We start from the raw sequence: 15,706 nt of genomic DNA on the forward strand, positions 1-15,706 counted from the left end.
CCATGCAAAGCACTTACCAGCAACCCGACGCCACCGGCCATTTCGGCAACTACGGCGGCACCTTCGCGAGCGAGACGCTCACCCACGCGATCAACGAGCTGCGCGACGCGTACGCGAAGTACAAGGAAGACCCGGCCTTCCTGGCCGAATTCCACTACGAGCTCAAGCACTTCGTCGGCCGGCCCTCGCCGATCTACCACGCCGCGCGCACCAGCCGCGAGATGGGCGGCGCGCAGATCTACCTCAAGCGCGAGGACCTCAACCACACCGGCGCCCACAAGATCAACAACGTGATCGGCCAGGCGATGCTCGCGCGCCGCATGGGCAAGCCGCGCGTGATCGCCGAGACCGGCGCCGGCCAGCACGGCGTGGCCACGGCCACCATCTGCGCGCGCTACGGCCTCGAATGCGTGGTCTACATGGGCAGCCAGGACGTGAAGCGCCAGAGCCCCAACGTCTACCGCATGAACCTGCTCGGCGCCACGGTGGTGCCGGTGGAATCGGGCAGCAAGACGCTGAAGGACGCGCTCAACGAGGCGATGCGCGACTGGGTCACGAACGTGGAGAACACCTTCTACATCATCGGCACCGTCGCCGGCCCGCACCCCTACCCGATGATGGTGCGCGACTTCCAGAGCGTGATCGGCACCGAGTGCATCGAGCAGATGCCCGCGATGCTGGCGGCCGACGGCATCACCGGCGAGGCCGAGGGCAAGCAGCCCGATGCGGTGGTCGCCTGCGTGGGCGGCGGCAGCAATGCGATCGGCATCTTCCATCCCTACATCCCGTTCGCGGGCACGCGGCTGATCGGCGTCGAGGCCGCCGGCGAAGGCCTGGACAGCGGCAAGCACGCCGCCTCGATCCTGCGCGGCAGCCCGGGCGTGCTGCACGGCAACCGCACCTACCTGCTGCAGAACGAGGACGGCCAGATCACCGAGACGCACAGCGTCAGCGCCGGCCTCGACTACCCCGGCGTGGGCCCCGAGCATGCGTACCTGGCCGACATCGGCCGCGCCGAGTACGTGGGCGTCACCGACATCGAGGCCCTCGAGGCCTTCCACTACCTGTGCCGCACGGAGGGCATCATTCCCGCGCTCGAATCCAGCCACGCCGTGGCCCACGCGCTGAAGCTCGCGAAGACCATGCGCCCCGACCAGTCGATCCTGGTCAACCTCTCGGGCCGTGGCGACAAGGACATCGGCACCGTCGCCGACCTCGCGGGCGTCGACTTCTACGACCGGCCGTCGATGCGCGGCCTGAGCGTGAAGGGAGGCAAGTGATGAGCCGCATCGCAGCCACCTTCGAGGCACTGAAGAAGGACGGGCGCCGCGCGCTCATCCCCTACGTCACCGCCGGCTTCCCCTATGCCGACATCACGCCCGAGCTCATGCACGGCATGGTCGCGGCCGGTGCCGACGTGATCGAGCTCGGCGTGCCCTTCTCCGACCCGATGGCCGACGGCCCGGTGATCCAGCAGGCCGGCGAAGCCGCGCTCGCGCTGGGCATCGGCACGAAGCAGGTGCTCGCGATGGTCGCGGCCTTTCGCGCGAAGGACACGCGCACGCCCGTGGTGCTGATGGGCTATGCCAACCCGGTCGAGCGCTACGACCTCGTGCACGGCAAGAAGGCCTTCATCCGCGACGCGGCCGCGGCCGGCGTCGACGGCCTGCTGGTGGTCGACTATCCGCCCGAGGAGTGCGAGCAGTTCGCCGCCGAGCTGCGCGAAGCCGGCATCGACCTGATCTTCCTGCTGGCACCCACCAGCACGGACGAGCGCATGGCGCAGGTCGCGCGCATCGCGAGCGGCTACGTCTACTACGTGTCGCTCAAGGGCGTGACCGGCGCCGGCCACCTCGACACCGAGGCGGTCGGCCGCATGCTCCCGCGCATCCGTCAGCACGTGGGCATCCCGGTCGGCGTGGGCTTCGGCATCCGCGACGCCAACACCGCGCAGGCGGTGGGCTCGGCGGCCGACGCGGTCGTGATCGGCACCAAGATTATCCAGCTGATCGACGGCCAGCCGCGCGAGCAGGTGGTGCCCGCGGTGCATGAATTCCTCGCGGGCATCCGCGAGGCGCTCGATGCCTTGCCGGCGGCTACCGCGAAGAATGCGGCTGGCCGATAATCGCCGCTGCCCTCGTCAGGCCCCTTTCGTCATGCGAAAAAGCACGAAAGGGGCCCTGACGGCCCCGAAGGCTCTCCCGCCTTCGCGCGAACCTAGGAATGCCCATGAGCTGGCTTGAAAAACTGCTACCCGCCAAGATCGCCCAGACCGACCCCGCCGAGCGCCGCCAGGTGCCCGAGGGCCTGTGGATCAAGTGCCCGGCCTGCGAGACGGTGCTCTACAAGACCGACCTCGAGCACAACCAGAACGTCTGCCCGAGCTGCAGCCATCACCACCGCATCGGCGCGCGTCCGCGCCTCGACGCTTTTCTCGATGCCGAGGGCCGCTACGAGATCGGCCAGGAAGTGCTGCCGGTCGACGCGCTCAAGTTCAAGGACAGCCGCAAGTACCCCGAGCGTCTGAAGGAAGCCCTGGAGAACACCGGCGAGACCGACGCGCTGGTCGTGATGGGTGGCTCGGTCCACAGCATCAGCGTGGTGGTCGCCTGCTTCGAGTTCGAATTCATGGGCGGCAGCATGGGCAGCGTGGTCGGCGAGCGCTTCGTGCGCGGCGTCGAGACCGCCATCGAGCAGAAGGTGCCGTTCATCTGCTTCACCGCCACCGGCGGCGCGCGCATGCAGGAAGGCCTGCTGTCGCTGATGCAGATGGCCAAGACCAATGCCGCGCTCACGCGCCTCGCGAAGAAGGGCCTGCCCTACATCAGCGTGCTGACCGACCCGACCATGGGCGGCGTGTCGGCCGGCTTCGCCTTCATGGGCGACGTGGTGATCGCCGAGCCCAAGGCGCTGATCGGCTTCGCCGGCCCGCGCGTGATCGAATCGACCGTGCGCGTGACCCTGCCCGAAGGCTTCCAGCGCGCCGAGTTCCTGCAGACCAAGGGCGCGATCGACTTCATCAGCGACCGCCGCGAACTGCGCAAGACCATCGCCAGCACGCTCGCGATGCTGCTGCGCCAGCCGGCGGATGCGGTGAGCTGAAGCCTCCGCTTCCCGAAAGACGAAGCGCCCGGAACCTCGCGGTTCCGGGCGCTTTTTTCATGGGGACTGCAAACGGTCAGAGCCGGTAGGCCAGCACCAGCAGGTTGTTCAGCACGATCGCGATCACCTGCAGCACGACGATCGCCGCCAGCGGCGACAGGTCGACACCGCCGAGCAGCGGAATGACGCGGCGAAACGGCCGCACCAGCGGCTCGGCCAGGCGCGAGATCAGGTCGAGCAGCATCGGCGAAGCGCCCGGCACCCACGAGAGCACCGCGTACACCACCAGCAGCGCGGTCAGGCCCGACACCGCGAGCTGCAGCAGGCCGATGAACGAGACCAGCGGCAGCGCGCCGATGCGCCCGAGGTTGCCGATCAAGAGCCACAGCACGAGGAACTTGGCGATCACCAGCAGCCAGGCGGCCACGGCGCTCGCGAGGTCCCACTTCTTGACGGCCGGCAGCAGGCGCCGCAGCGGCAGCACGATCCAGTCGGTGATGGCGAAGATGAAGCGGCCCAGCGGATTGCCGAAGGGCACGCGGTGGTACTGCATGTAGAGCCGCAGCAGGCAGGCGCCGCCGAGCAGGCCGACGATCACGTCGAGGAGGAACGATGGGATCTGATAGAGCATGGCGCGCGAGGTGAAGCGGAGTGCGATGATAGCCACGCAAGGCTCTTCGATGACGACACAACCCCTTCTGAACTCCCTGCCTTTGTTCCCGCTCGGCACGGTCCTCTTCCCCGGCGGCCTGCTGCCGCTGCGCATCTTCGAGGTGCGCTACCTCGACATGATCGGCAAGTGCCGCAAGGGCGGCGTGCCCTTCGGCGTGGTGAACCTCACGAGCGGCACCGAGGTGCGCAAGGCTGGCGCGCAGGCCGAGCGCTTCGCCGAGGTCGGCACGCTGGCCGTGATCCGCGAATTCGAATCGCCGCAAAGCGGCCTGCTGCAGATCGAGTGCGTGGGCACGCAGCGCTTTCGCGTGCGCCACAGCGAGCTGCAGAAGCATGGCCTGTGGATCGCCGACGTCGCGATCCTCGCCGACGACGTCGCGCTCGAGATCCCCGAGGACCTGCGGCACACCGCCACCGCGCTGCGCCGGCTGGTCGACACGCTCGAGGAACGCAAGCGCGCGCAGGACGCCACCGGCTCGCCGCCGGTGCGCCTGCCGATCGGCGCGCCCTACCGCTACGACGACTGCGGCTGGGTCGCCAACCGCTGGTGCGAGCTGGTGCCGATGCAGCTCGAGCTGCGGCAGCGATTGATGGAGCTCGAGAGTCCGCTGATGCGGCTGGAGCTGGTCAGCGATCTGCTGGCGCGCACCGGTATCGCCTGAAGGCACGCCCAGCCTCGTTTCGCGCTTCGGATTTGATAGCTGGCAGCGCACGGGCGGCGACGTGCGGGCGGGGATTCGCTCGCCTTTGCCTCAGTTAAAATCCCGCCTTTCGCGCCGATTCTTCCTTCCTGCGCGCGCCTCCCCCACCGCCTCCCCATGTCCGAACAACAGCCGCACACCCCTGCTCCGGCCGCGACCACGCCCGCCGTCGACGACAACCAGCTCATCGCCGAACGCCGCGAGAAGCTCAAGCTGCTGCGCACCGCGCAGACCGAAGGCAAGGGCGTCGCGTTCCCCAACGACTTCAAGCCGGGCCACCGCGCCGCCGCGCTGGTCGAGGCGCACGACGCCGTCGAAGCCGAAGCGCTCGAGGCGCAGAACGTCGCCGTGAGCGTGGCCGGCCGCATGATGCTCAAGCGCGTGATGGGCAAGGCCAGCTTCGCGACCCTGCAGGACGCCACCGGCCGCATCCAGCTCTACGTCACGCGCGACGCGGTCGGCGAAGAGGTCTATGCCGAGTTCAAGCGCTGGGACCTCGGCGACATCCTCGGCGCCGAAGGCACGCTGATGAAGACCAAGACCGGCGAGCTGTCGGTCAAGGTCACCGCGCTGCGCCTGCTGACCAAGAGCCTGCGCCCGCTGCCCGACAAGTTCCACGGCATGGCCGACCAGGAGCAGAAGTACCGCCAGCGCTACGTCGACCTGATCACCGACGAGTCGGCGCGCGTGCGCTTCACCGCGCGCAGCAAGGCCGTGAGCGCGCTGCGCGAATTCATGGTGGCCAACGACTTCCTCGAGGTCGAGACGCCGATGCTGCACCCCATTCCGGGCGGCGCCAACGCCAAGCCCTTCAAGACGCACCACAACGCGCTCGACCAGGAGATGTTCCTGCGCATCGCGCCCGAGCTCTACCTCAAGCGCCTGATCGTGGGCGGCTTCGAGCGCGTGTTCGAGATCAACCGGAGCTACCGCAACGAGGGCATCTCGGTGCGGCACAACCCCGAGTTCACGATGATGGAGTTCTACGCGGCCTACTGGAACTACCGCGACCTGATGGACTTCACCGAGACGCTGATCCGCACCATCGCCGACAAGGCCGTGGGCACGCTGCAGCTCAGCTACCAGGGCAAGCCGGTCGACCTGACGCAACCCTTCGAGCGCCTGACGATCCGCGAGGCGATCCTCAAGTACACCGATGCGGGCGACGGCGTCGACGACAGCGCCTGGCTCGTCAACGCCCTGCGCAAGCTCGGCCTGAGCGAGGAGAAGGACAGGCTCTCGCAGCGCAGCCTGGCCAGCCTGCAGGTGATGTACTTCGAGGAGACCGTCGAAGAGAAGCTCTGGCAGCCGACCTTCATCATGGAGCACCCGACCGAGATCTCGCCGCTGGCGCGCGCCAACGACGAGCGCCCCGAGGTCACCGAGCGCTTCGAGCTCTACATCACGGGCCGCGAGTTCGGCAACGGCTTCAGCGAGCTCAACGACGCCGAGGACCAGGCCGCGCGCTTCAACGCGCAGGTGGCGGCCAAGGACGGCGGCGACGACGAGGCCATGTACTACGACCACGATTTCGTGCGCGCGCTCGAGTACGGCATGCCGCCCACCGGCGGCTGCGGCATCGGCATCGACCGCCTGATGATGCTGCTGACCGACTCGCCGAGCATCCGCGACGTGATCCTGTTCCCCGCGCTGCGCAGGGAATCTTGAGCACCGCGGCCGCGAACGCCACCGCGATCGGCATCGACTTCGGAACCTCGAATTCGGCCGTCGCCTGCCGCATCGCGGGCGCCACCCGGCTGCTGCCGATCGAAGGCGCGGCCACCACCCTGCCCACCGCGATCTTCTTCAACGCCGAAGACCGCAGCACGCACTTCGGCCGCGACGCGATCGCGCTCTACCTCGCCGGCGTCGAAGGCCGGCTGATGCGCTCGCTCAAGAGCCTGCTGGGCAGCCCGCTGATGCAGGAGAAGACCGCGATCTTCGACGGCCTCGTGAGCTTCGAGGACATCATCGCGCGCTTCCTGCGCGAGATGGCGGAGCGGGCCGCGCGCGAGATGGGCCGCCTGCCCGAACGCGTGGTGATCGGCCGTCCGGTGCACTTCGTCGACGACGACAACAAGCGCGACGAGCGCGCCGAGCAGAGCCTGCGCGCCGCCGCGCGCGCCGCGGGATTCCGCGACATCGCCTTCCAGCTCGAGCCGATCGCCGCCGCCTTCGACTACGAGCAGCGCGTGCGCAAGGAATCGCTGGTGCTGATCGTCGACATCGGCGGCGGCACTTCCGACTTCACCGTGGTGCGCCTGGGCCCCGAGCGCGCCGCGCGCGAGGAGCGCGGCGACGACGTGCTGGCCACGACCGGCGTGCACATCGGCGGCACCGACTACGACCAGCGGCTCAACCTCGACCGCGTGATGCCGCTGCTGGGCTTCGGCCATCACGGGCCGCAGGGCCGCGAGGTGCCGAGCAAGGTGTTCTTCGACCTGTCGTCCTGGCACCTGATCAACTGGCTCTACCTCGCCAAAGCCACCCGGCAGGCGCGCGAGCTGCGCACCAGCTATGCCGACACGCGGCTGCACGACCGGCTCATGGCGGTGCTCGACGAACGCCACGGCCATCGCGTGCTCGGCGCGGTGGAGCAGGCCAAGATCGACGCCTCGGTCGGCGATGCACCCGCCACCATCGACCTCGACTGCGCCGAGCCCGGCCTCACGAGCACCCTGTCGCCGGCCGACATGGCGCAGCAGCTCGCGGCGCAGTTCGAGGCCGTGATCGCCTGCGCCCATGCCTGCGTCAAGCGCGCCGGCCTGCGCAGCAACGAGCTCGATGCCATCTACCTCACCGGCGGCTCCTCGGCGCTGCGGCCCTTCCAGCAGGCCTTGCGCAAGAGCTTCGCGGGCGTGCCGCTGGTCGAAGGCGACCTGTTCGGCGGCGTCGCCTCGGGGCTGGCCTTCGCGGCGCGCTGAGCGGCGCGCCCTGCCTCATCGATCGCGCCATCGCGCATGAAGTACCTCTCGGCCTATCCGGCGACGCTGCAGGCACAGGTGCGCCGGCTGCTCGACGAAGAGCGCCTCGGCACCTGGCTGCGCGAGCGCTATCCCGAGGGCGCGCATGCCGTGCAGACCGACCAGGCGCTCTACCTCTACACGACCGGGCTCAAGAACGAGTTCATGCGCAAGGCCGGCCCGCTGTCGAAGGTGATCTTCGACAGCAAGCTGCACGTGATCCGCCATGCGCTGGGCACCCACACCACCGTCTCGCGCGTGCAGGGCAGCAAGCTCAAGACCAAGCAGGAGATCCGCGTCGCGAACCTGTTCAAGGCCGTGCCGGCACCCTGGCTGCGCATGATCGTCGTGCACGAGCTCGCGCACATGAAGGAGCGCGACCACGACAAGGCCTTCTATGCGCTGTGCACGCACATGGAGCCGGACTACCACCAGCTGGAGTTCGATCTGCGGCTGTACCTGACGCACCTGGAGTCGAACGGCCCACCGCTCTGGAGCGCGGAGCTTGCTGGCAAGAATTCGGAACGAGCCCTGAGCAAATCGTAAACTTTTCCCCACCAGCGCTGGGTTGCTGAATTCGCTTCGCGCTATTCCACATGGCCGCGACCCTACACTGCCGAGTTTTCCGCCCCGGAGGCCCGACGTGTCGCATCCCCAGCAATTGTTCTTTGTCGGTGGCATCAAGCAGTTCCTGGGTGAACTTTTTCAACGCACCAAGGTGCTGGAGATCGGCAGCCTGGATATCAACGGCTCCGTGCGCAGCTTCTTCGAGGACTGCGAGTACATCGGCCTCGATGTGGGCGAAGGCAAGGGAGTCGATCTCGTCTGCTACGGCGAGGACTACGGCGGCAAGGCCAACGAATTCGACGTGGTGATCTCCTGCGAGGCGATGGAGCACAACCCCGGCTGGCGAAAGACCTGGCTCAACATGCTCCGGCTGACCAAGGATTCCGGTCTCGTGGTGATGACCTGCGCCTCGACGGGACGGCGGCAGCACGGCACGGTCGAATACGCGCCGACCGATTCGCCGCTGACCATGGAAAAGCAGCAGAACTACTACCAGAACCTGGTCGAGGAAGACTTCAAGGCGATCATTCCCTGCGATGCCTGGTTCTCGGTCTGGTCGTTCTACTACGACCACACGAGCCATGACCTCTACTTCTTCGGCCTGGGCAAGGGAGCCTCCGCCGAGACGGTGAACAAGGCCAACGAACTGCGCGCCGCACTGGCCGACTACTACCACAAGCGCAACATTCTTGGCCTGCAGTAGACGGCAGCCCGCGGGACGGTACACGAGATGACGGCGCCGGTCCCGCTGCATTTCACCTCGCTGGCGGACCGGCATATGGTCGGCGACGTGGTCGATGTGTTCGTCGCCGCCGCCAGGAAGCTGGGCTACGAAGTCAGCACCGAGCACGCCGCCGTGCGCCACGACGCCATCAACGTGGTGTGCTTCGCGCACCACCTGGCGCCGGAAGTTCTGCAGGGCATGGATACCAACTGCATCGTGCTGAACTTCGAGCAGCTCGTCGCAGGCTCGCAGGCGTTCAACGAATCCTATCTGACGCTGCTGCGCAATCACTACGTCTGGGACTACAGCCGGCACAACCTCGCCCGCTATGCCGCGCTGGGCATTCCCAACGGCCATCACGTCCCTCTGGGCTACGAAGAAGACGCCGGCGACAACGTCAGCGTCGAGGACTTGCTCCCCGAAGCATTGCAGGACATCGACGTGCTTTTCTTTGGCTCTCTCAATCAGAGACGCGCCCAGGTCCTCGATGCGATGCGCAGAAGGGGGCTGCGGGTGGTTTCCAACGAGAACATGCTCTGGGACAGCGCGCATCGCGACCAGATGATTCGGCGCGCCAAGCTGGTCCTCAACATGCATTTCTTCGACAACTCGCGCATCGTGGAGATCCCCCGACTCGCGATGCTCTTCAGACGTCGCAAAGCCGTGCTGTGCGAGTTCTATCCGGACAGCGAAATCTTTTATCCGGAGCTTCGGCATGCCGTGGCCGGCGTCGCCCTCGATGAACTGGCGGACATGGCGCTGCTGCTGACCAGCGCCCCTGGATTGCGCCAACGATTGGCGCATCTGGGCTTCGAGGCGTTCCGTGCGCGGCCGCAGACCGCGGTTCTGGGGCCCGCACTCGCGGATTTCTTCGCGTGGCGCGCCTGGACTCTGGCGGCCGGTGCAGCGTCCTGATCAGTTGCCGCCGAAGAATCCCGACAACTCGCGCGCCAAGGCCTCGACTTCATCCTGCGACATGTCGACGATCGCCTCCGGGGCGCGCTGGTTCTGCGTGTCTCGAATACTCTCCTTGTGCTCCTGGCGCGATGCCGAATCGTGGTGCAGATGGAACAGGGGCACGTCCATCGAATGCCAGCGCACGCCGAGCCGCGAGGCGCGGCGCAGCAGTTCGTCGTCTTCGCCGCCCCAGCCTTCGAGCCGCGCGTTGTAGCCGCCCACGCGGATGTATTCGCCGCGCTTGAAAAACACGATCCCGCCGTTTGCATTGGGGTAGAGCACGATCGCGTCCTCGGGCAGGTTCTTCGGATCGATCGCGGCCAGACGCGCATGGTCCGGATCGGCCATGAAGTCCTGCTTGAGCGCACCGGCGATGTTGATCACCGACCAGTAGGGACACAGCGCATCGCTGTCCGGACCTTCCAGCAGTGCATCGACGCAGGCACGCATCGCCCAAGGCATGGCGATCGAATCGGCATCGTGGAAGCAGATCACCGGGCTGCGCGCGAGCCGCACGCCGGTGTTGTAGAGCATCGACTTGGGGAACGGGCCGTCGTGCGGCACGAAGACATGCCGGATGTTCGGATCGCCGAGCCGGTTCCAGTCGAAGCTCGGCATGGCCGCGGCCTCGAGCAGCCACAGCCGGTAGTCGGTGTAGGTGCGCGCCAGGTGCGCGAGCACGGTGTAGAGGTTTTCGCGCCGCTCCTCGTTGGCCTCGCGGTACGACACGATGATGTCGATGTCGCGCAGGGAGGTCTTGGTCGCTTCGGCCATGGCGCTGCTCCCCTCAGAAGGGTCGGTAGAGGATGAAGTTGTCGTCGCCCGCGGGCTGCTTGAAGCGCGTGTCCCGGACCTCGAGCTGCACCGGCTGGGTCTTCTCGTCCTGGTAGCGGTTGAAGATGCCCGCGCCGTTCACCTTCTCGACCACTTCCGCCAGGCCGGGGCCGGCCCAATTGTCGTGGCCGCGCAGCAGGTAGAAATGCATCACGCCGCACTGCTGGTGCGCCCAGTAGTCGTGCCACGAGAAGGAGTCGGGCCGCCAGAGCGAGTTGTGGCCCTCGAAGAAGACGGGACGGCTCATCGGCATGCACTCGGGCGTGGAGATGAGGATGTAGCGCGAGCGGTAGTTGAGGAACTCCAGCAGGTCGCGGCCCTGCGAATGCAGCATGTGCTCGATGACATCGCCGAGGATGACGACGTCGTACAGGTCGCTGCTGCGCTTGTAGAGCCCATCGGCGGTGATCGGCAGGATGTGGTGGTAGCCCGTTTCGCGCAGGCCCGGGAAGGCGGCTTCGTCGCACTCGAGCGCGGTGAGCTCGCAGTCCGGAACGATGTCCTTGAGCAGCGCACCGTACTTGCCCCCGCCGGCGCCGATGTCGAGGATGCGCTGCGGGCCGATCGCCCGCACGATCTCCTGCGTCAGGGTGTCGAAGGTCGGCCAGGAATAGCCTATGTGCGCCATGGGAATCCCTCCGCTTTTCGCTGCTGTTCTGGGGCGTACGACTGTACAGGAACACCCCGGCGAGGCTGCCGTCGCGGCGTCAGGTTCTGCACGGTTGCGCGGGCTTTGACCGCCGCGGCTGGTGGCTAGCGGCTCTTCTGCGAGGCCGCGTCCATGGCCGCCATGTACACCGAGCGGTAGGGCTCGGACAAGCTCACGAAATGGACCAGCAGCGTGTCCTCGTCGGCCAGCAGCGGCGGCGTGTTGAGGCTGAGGTTGTCCAGCACGCTGTGCTCGCCGAGCAGGCCCTCCTCCTTCAGCACCTCGTTGGTGTAGTGCTGGTCGCCCAGGCTGCTGTAGACCTGGGATTTGTCGGCCACCTCGCCGATGCGCGCCCAGATGCGTTCGAGCAGCGCGAGATTGGCCGGCGTGTTGCGAAAGCCCATGACGCCCGAATTGAAGCGCCAGGCGCCGACATCCTTGGCCAGCAGCAGGTCGCGGCCCTGTAGCAGGGGTTCGATGGAACGCGCGGGGTTGCGAAAGATCACGTCGGCATCGATCCAGATCACCCAGTCGTGCTGCGCCAGGTGCCGCTGCAGCAGCCAGGTGCGCACCCACGAGCCGTTGATGCCGGGCCCGATCGCCTCGGGCAGCGCCCGGTACACGTGGTACGCATGGCCGTGGCGCTCGCAGTAGCGGCGCACGTTGTGCTCCGACACGCGCGCGTAGGTCGCGACATGGTGCGTGTAGAGCGTGAGGAAGGCGATGCGCGCCTGCGGATTGAAGCTCGTGAGTGCGTCGTCGGACAGCGCTGGATAAGCGGGCGGCTGCAGCACCGGCCGGCCCTGCATCAGGGCGCCGTTGACCTCGCGCACCAGCAGCGCCTGCAGGTTCAGGTCGTGCAGGATCTCGTCGCGCCAGCCGCCGCCAGGCAGCGGCACCGGCAGCGCGGCGAGGTTCACCACGAAGACCCGCGCGTCGTGCCACTGCGGGACGCGCCACGAGACGTTGACGTAGGCCTCGGCCAGCACGCTGTTGCAGGGCAGCAGCCCCGCCGGCGCCAGGCGTGCGGTCTCGTCGAGCCGCGGCGATTCGAGCGCGACCACGTGGCCCGCATCGATGATCAGCTGATGCAGCAGCGCACGGTTGCCGGGCGTGTTGCGCAGCACCAGCATGTTGGTCATGGCGGGACCGGCGCGGTCGCCGGTCGATGGCCCCTCGAGCGCGACGAGGTCGCGCTCCTGCATCAGCGCCTCGACCGCGACCGGGTGGAACACCACCGAGTCGCCGTCGAGGAACAGCAGCCAGTCACCCTCGGCCAGCGTGCGCAGGTGGCGCAGGATCTGGCTGTACCTGGCGCTCGCGCGCAGTGCCGGATGGGCGATGCGCTCGGTGTCGACCCACTGGTGCGGATAGCCGAACAGACGGCAGTAGTGCGCGTGGTTGCGCAGCACCGCCTCGTCCGCGCGCTGGAACAGGCTGAGGCACAGGGGCATGGGTCACTCCAAGCAACGGATCGCCGTCGGCGCCGAGGGCGTGGCGCTAGCTGTCGAGCAAGCGGCGCGCATAGAGGTACCCGCGCGAGCTCGTGAGCGCCTGCCAGTCGATCGGCTCGCCTTGCGGCAGCAGCCCTCGGCGCCGTGTCTCGCTGCCGCGCGCCTCGGCACCGGGCTGCCAGCGGCCGGCACGTTCGGCGGCTTCGAAGCCGTCGAGGAACTCGTCGAGCAGCCGGCCTTCGCCGATGCTCTGGTTGCACAGCAGCGCGAGATCGCAGCCGGCGCCCAGCGCGGCCAGCGCCGCGTCGGCGAAGCTCAGCAGTTCGCCGTCGATGTAGCGGCCGGCCTCCATGCTGAGGTCGTCGCTGAAGATGGCGCCGTCGAAGCCGAAGCGGCCGCGCAGGATCTCGCGCAGCCAGCGCGGCGAGAAGCCCGCGGGCCGGCTGTCGACCTTCGGATAGATCACGTGCGCCGGCATGACCGCCGCCAACGCGCCGCCGAGCCAGTCGTAGGGCCGCGCGTCGTCGGCCAGGATGGCCTTGAGGCTGCGCCGGTCGACCGGGATCTCCACATGCGAATCGGCATTGACCCAGCCGTGTCCCGGAAAGTGCTTGCCGCAGTTGCGCATGCCCGCGAGCAGCATGCCGTGCATCAGGCTCTTGGCCAGCAGCGCGACCACGCGCGGATCGCGGTGGAAGCTGCGCGTGCCGATCACGGTGCTGCGGCCATGGTCGAGGTCGAGCACCGGCGCGAAGCTGAAGTCGACGCCGCAGGCGCGCAGTTCGCCGGCCAGCACCTGGCCCGCCGCGGTCGCGACCTGGGTGGCGCGCATCGCGTCGCGCATCCAGAGTTCGCCCAGCGACTGCATCGTCGGCAGGTGGGTGAAGCCGTCGCTGCGAAAGCGCTGCACCCGCCCGCCCTCGTGGTCGACGCAGATCAGCAGGTCGGGCCGGATCGCCTTGATCTCGGCGTTGAGCGCCGTCATCTGCGCGCGGCTTTCCCAGTTGCGCGCGAAGTGGATCACGCCGCCCACGCGCGGATGCGCCAGGCGGCGGCGGTCGTCGTCGGTCAGCGCCATGCCGGCCACGTCGACGACCAGCGGCGAAAGGAGCACGTCTTCGGTCTTCGCACTCATGGCGCGGGCCCATCCTTGCGTTCGACCACCACGAAGCTCGCGGCGTATTCGGTTTCGTCGGTGACGGTGACGTGGGCCGTGAGGTTCTGCGCCTCGAACCAGGTCTTGAGCTCGCCGTGCAGCACGATCACCGGCTTGCCGCTGCGCAGGTTGGCGATCTCGCACAGCCGCCAGCTCATCGGCATGCGCATGCCCATGCCGATGGCCTTGCTGAAGGCCTCCTTGGCCGAGAAGCGGGTGGCGAGGTAGCTGAGGCCGCGCTTGGGCCAGCGCTCGCTGCGGGCCTTCCAGACCGCGAATTCGGTGTCGCTGAGCACCCGGCGCGCGAAGCGCTCGCCCTGGCGCTCGAAGGTCGCGGCGATGCGCCGGACGTCGCAGATGTCGGTGCCGATGCCGTAGATCATGCGGCGGCGTGGGCCTCGGCGATGCAGCGCAGGTAGTCGCGCGTGGCGGCCTCGTAGCCCAGCTCGAGCGCGTCGGCCACGAAGGCATGGCCGATCGAGACCTCCTGCACGCCGGGCACCGCCTTCAGGAAGGGCGTGAGGTTGTCGCGGCTCAGGTCGTGGCCGGCGTTCAGGCCCAGGCCGGCGGCGAGCGCGGCGCGCGCCGTGGCCGCGTAGCGCTCGAGCACGGCCTGTTCGTCGGGCGTGCCGCGCGAGGCCGCGAAGGATTCGGTGTAGAGCTCGACGCGGTCGGCGCCGACGGCCTTGGCCGCGGCCATCATCTCGGGGATCGGGTCCATGAAGAGGCTGACGCGCACGCCCAGCGCCTTGGCTTCCGCGATCAGCGGGCGCAGGCGCTCGGCGTCGTCGGGGAAGGTCCAGCCATGGTCGCTGGTGGACTGGGTCTCGCTGTCGGGCACGAAGGTGGCCTGGTGGGGGCGCAGCTCGCGCACGAAGTCCATCAGGTTCTGGAACGGGTTGCCCTCGATGTTGAACTCGATGCCGGGCCAATCTTTCGCCAGCAGCGCCGAGAGGTCGTGCACGTCGTGGGCGCGGATGTGGCGCGCGTCGGGGCGCGGATGCACGGTGATGCCCTGGGCGCCGGCCCGCAGGCACAGGGTGGCGGCCCTCGTCACGCTCGGGATGCCCAGGTGCCGCGTGTTGCGCACCAGCGCGACCTTGTTGAGATTGACCGACAGCGCGGTGGTGCCGGCCGAGACGGAGGAAGTGCTCATAGTGCTTGGATATCTCTCATCAACTGCCGCGTACGCAGCATGGACACGCCGCAATGGTAGTTGAGCAGCACGCGCAGTTGGTTGCGCAGCGCGCTGTTGCTGCCGTTGCTCAGGGTCGCGACCAGCCGCAGCGTGGCCGTGAACGGCGCGCGGTCGTCGAGCGCGGCCTGCAGCCGCTGCCAGTCGGCACCGGCCAGCGCGGCCTCGTCGTCGGCCGCCGCGCGCAGGCCGGCTTCGGCGACCAGGGCATAGCGGGTGCCGGCTTCGAGCGCCTCGAGCGTCAGGGTCTGCACGTCGAGCTGCGGCAGCAGGCCGACCCCGCGCAGCAGCAGCAGCTCGAAGGCGCGCAACGCGGCCGCCTGGGTGGTGGCCTGGGCGCCGCCGTGGTCGCCGGCCAGCACCTGCACCACGCCGCCGTAGGCGTCGAACAGGGCCTCGTGCGCGTCGTCGCGCGCCAAGAGGCGCAGCAGCAGCTCGTTGAGGTAGTAGCCCGACAGCAGCGCATCGCCGGTGGGCATGACGTGGCCGCCCATCCATTCGGCGCCCTTCAGGGTGCGGATCTCGGCATCGCCGCCGTAGTTGATCTCCAGCGGCTGCAGCGGCAGCAGCACCGGGCGGAAGTTGGAGCTCGGCCGCTTCGCCCCCTTGGCCACGAGCGCGATGCGCCCATGGTGGCGGGTGAAGACCTCGAGGATCAGGCTCGACTCGCTCCAGTCGTAGCGATGGAGCACATAGGCCGGTTCGTGCGAAACGCGATGGGCGGCGGCCACT

At 68.1% G+C, this 15,706-nt stretch carries 17 protein-coding genes; 9 read left to right on the plus strand and 8 right to left on the minus strand.

Annotated elements, in window-relative coordinates; all coding sequences use genetic code 11:
• The first annotated feature begins 2 nt into the window (after window positions 1-2).
• The 3 genes from trpB to accD all read left to right on the plus strand — a co-directional run bounded on the left by trpB (window position 3) and on the right by accD (window position 3,102).
• A complete protein-coding gene (gene trpB / locus ACEN9J_RS12665; RefSeq protein WP_057592270.1) occupies window positions 3-1,280 on the plus strand; it encodes a tryptophan synthase subunit beta in 1,278 nt (425 codons plus the stop codon).
• Window positions 1,280-2,125, plus strand: coding sequence for a tryptophan synthase subunit alpha (gene trpA / locus ACEN9J_RS12670; protein ID WP_413764235.1), 846 nt, complete (start codon window positions 1,280-1,282; stop codon window positions 2,123-2,125). Before trpB ends, trpA begins: the two co-directional genes overlap by 1 nt.
• A gap of 104 nt (window positions 2,126-2,229) precedes the next feature.
• A complete protein-coding gene (gene accD, locus ACEN9J_RS12675; RefSeq protein WP_057592272.1) occupies window positions 2,230-3,102 on the plus strand; it encodes an acetyl-CoA carboxylase, carboxyltransferase subunit beta in 873 nt (290 codons plus the stop codon).
• Between the two features lie 76 nt (window positions 3,103-3,178).
• On the opposite strand, the gene ACEN9J_RS12680 is transcribed toward accD, so the two are convergent.
• Window positions 3,179-3,733, minus strand: a complete 555-nt coding sequence (locus ACEN9J_RS12680) for a YggT family protein (protein ID WP_057592332.1) — start codon at window positions 3,731-3,733, stop codon at window positions 3,179-3,181.
• A 49-nt stretch (window positions 3,734-3,782) separates the two neighbouring features.
• Between ACEN9J_RS12680 and ACEN9J_RS12685 the strand changes: the two genes are divergently transcribed.
• The 6 genes from ACEN9J_RS12685 to ACEN9J_RS12710 all read left to right on the plus strand — a co-directional run bounded on the left by ACEN9J_RS12685 (window position 3,783) and on the right by ACEN9J_RS12710 (window position 9,644).
• Complete coding sequence (locus tag ACEN9J_RS12685; RefSeq protein WP_413764236.1) at window positions 3,783-4,436, plus strand: LON peptidase substrate-binding domain-containing protein; 654 nt, start codon at window positions 3,783-3,785, stop codon at window positions 4,434-4,436.
• Between the two features lie 156 nt (window positions 4,437-4,592).
• The gene (lysS, locus tag ACEN9J_RS12690) at window positions 4,593-6,143 is read left to right on the plus strand and encodes a lysine--tRNA ligase (protein ID WP_413764237.1); all 1,551 of its coding nucleotides are present in this window, start codon (window positions 4,593-4,595) and stop codon (window positions 6,141-6,143) included.
• Window positions 6,140-7,399, plus strand: coding sequence for an Hsp70 family protein (locus tag ACEN9J_RS12695; RefSeq protein WP_413764238.1), 1,260 nt, complete (start codon window positions 6,140-6,142; stop codon window positions 7,397-7,399). Before lysS ends, ACEN9J_RS12695 begins: the two co-directional genes overlap by 4 nt.
• Window positions 7,400-7,435: 36 nt before the next feature.
• Complete coding sequence (locus ACEN9J_RS12700) at window positions 7,436-7,984, plus strand: YgjP-like metallopeptidase domain-containing protein (protein WP_296735653.1); 549 nt, start codon at window positions 7,436-7,438, stop codon at window positions 7,982-7,984.
• A gap of 97 nt (window positions 7,985-8,081) precedes the next feature.
• Window positions 8,082-8,708 (plus strand): class I SAM-dependent methyltransferase, encoded by a 627-nt coding sequence (locus tag ACEN9J_RS12705; protein WP_216087362.1) that lies wholly within the window; start codon window positions 8,082-8,084, stop codon window positions 8,706-8,708.
• A 27-nt stretch (window positions 8,709-8,735) separates the two neighbouring features.
• Window positions 8,736-9,644, plus strand: coding sequence for a hypothetical protein (locus ACEN9J_RS12710; protein WP_413764239.1), 909 nt, complete (start codon window positions 8,736-8,738; stop codon window positions 9,642-9,644).
• On the opposite strand, the gene ACEN9J_RS12715 is transcribed toward ACEN9J_RS12710, so the two are convergent.
• From ACEN9J_RS12715 to recO, 7 genes are all read right to left on the minus strand, one after another.
• The gene (locus ACEN9J_RS12715; protein WP_296735648.1) at window positions 9,645-10,460 is read right to left on the minus strand and encodes a glycosyltransferase family 2 protein; all 816 of its coding nucleotides are present in this window, start codon (window positions 10,458-10,460) and stop codon (window positions 9,645-9,647) included. It lies immediately after the preceding gene.
• 13 nt (window positions 10,461-10,473) lie between these two features.
• Window positions 10,474-11,148, minus strand: a complete 675-nt coding sequence (locus ACEN9J_RS12720) for a hypothetical protein (RefSeq protein ID WP_413764240.1) — start codon at window positions 11,146-11,148, stop codon at window positions 10,474-10,476.
• A 125-nt stretch (window positions 11,149-11,273) separates the two neighbouring features.
• Window positions 11,274-12,623 carry a galactosyl transferase GMA12/MNN10 family protein gene (locus ACEN9J_RS12725; RefSeq protein WP_413764241.1) on the minus strand — a complete coding sequence of 450 codons (1,350 nt, stop codon included), beginning with the start codon at window positions 12,621-12,623 and terminating at the stop codon, window positions 11,274-11,276.
• A 46-nt stretch (window positions 12,624-12,669) separates the two neighbouring features.
• A complete protein-coding gene (gene nagZ / locus ACEN9J_RS12730; RefSeq protein ID WP_413764243.1) occupies window positions 12,670-13,758 on the minus strand; it encodes a beta-N-acetylhexosaminidase in 1,089 nt (362 codons plus the stop codon).
• Window positions 13,755-14,162 carry a holo-ACP synthase gene (gene acpS / locus ACEN9J_RS12735; RefSeq protein ID WP_261208686.1) on the minus strand — a complete coding sequence of 136 codons (408 nt, stop codon included), beginning with the start codon at window positions 14,160-14,162 and terminating at the stop codon, window positions 13,755-13,757. The genes nagZ and acpS overlap by 4 nt, the downstream gene beginning before the upstream one ends.
• Window positions 14,159-14,935, minus strand: a complete 777-nt coding sequence (locus tag ACEN9J_RS12740; RefSeq protein WP_413764244.1) for a pyridoxine 5'-phosphate synthase — start codon at window positions 14,933-14,935, stop codon at window positions 14,159-14,161. Before ACEN9J_RS12740 ends, acpS begins: the two co-directional genes overlap by 4 nt.
• A complete protein-coding gene (recO, locus tag ACEN9J_RS12745) occupies window positions 14,932-15,705 on the minus strand; it encodes a DNA repair protein RecO (protein WP_413764245.1) in 774 nt (257 codons plus the stop codon). Before recO ends, ACEN9J_RS12740 begins: the two co-directional genes overlap by 4 nt.
• Window position 15,706 lies beyond the last annotated feature (1 nt).

Origin of the sequence: Variovorax sp. Varisp41, assembly GCF_047325085.1 — a bacterium.
Classification (GTDB): domain Bacteria; phylum Pseudomonadota; class Gammaproteobacteria; order Burkholderiales; family Burkholderiaceae_C; genus Variovorax.

Bases quoted from the DNA above. Each gene is read 5' to 3' on its own strand.
- trpB (WP_057592270.1), top strand. From the start codon at position 3: ATGCAAAGCACTTACCAGCAACCCGACGCCACCGGCCATTTCGGCAAC.
- trpA (WP_413764235.1), top strand. From the start codon at position 1,280: ATGAGCCGCATCGCAGCCACCTTCGAGGCACTGAAGAAGGACGGGCGC.
- accD (WP_057592272.1), top strand. From the start codon at position 2,230: ATGAGCTGGCTTGAAAAACTGCTACCCGCCAAGATCGCCCAGACCGAC.
- ACEN9J_RS12680 (WP_057592332.1), bottom strand. From the start codon at position 3,733: ATGCTCTATCAGATCCCATCGTTCCTCCTCGACGTGATCGTCGGCCTG.
- ACEN9J_RS12685 (WP_413764236.1), top strand. From the start codon at position 3,783: ATGACGACACAACCCCTTCTGAACTCCCTGCCTTTGTTCCCGCTCGGC.
- lysS (WP_413764237.1), top strand. From the start codon at position 4,593: ATGTCCGAACAACAGCCGCACACCCCTGCTCCGGCCGCGACCACGCCC.
- ACEN9J_RS12700 (WP_296735653.1), top strand. From the start codon at position 7,436: ATGAAGTACCTCTCGGCCTATCCGGCGACGCTGCAGGCACAGGTGCGC.
- ACEN9J_RS12710 (WP_413764239.1), top strand. From the start codon at position 8,736: ATGACGGCGCCGGTCCCGCTGCATTTCACCTCGCTGGCGGACCGGCAT.
- ACEN9J_RS12715 (WP_296735648.1), bottom strand. From the start codon at position 10,460: ATGGCCGAAGCGACCAAGACCTCCCTGCGCGACATCGACATCATCGTG.
- ACEN9J_RS12720 (WP_413764240.1), bottom strand. From the start codon at position 11,148: ATGGCGCACATAGGCTATTCCTGGCCGACCTTCGACACCCTGACGCAG.
- ACEN9J_RS12725 (WP_413764241.1), bottom strand. From the start codon at position 12,623: ATGCCCCTGTGCCTCAGCCTGTTCCAGCGCGCGGACGAGGCGGTGCTG.
- nagZ (WP_413764243.1), bottom strand. From the start codon at position 13,758: ATGAGTGCGAAGACCGAAGACGTGCTCCTTTCGCCGCTGGTCGTCGAC.
- acpS (WP_261208686.1), bottom strand. From the start codon at position 14,162: ATGATCTACGGCATCGGCACCGACATCTGCGACGTCCGGCGCATCGCC.
- ACEN9J_RS12740 (WP_413764244.1), bottom strand. From the start codon at position 14,935: ATGAGCACTTCCTCCGTCTCGGCCGGCACCACCGCGCTGTCGGTCAAT.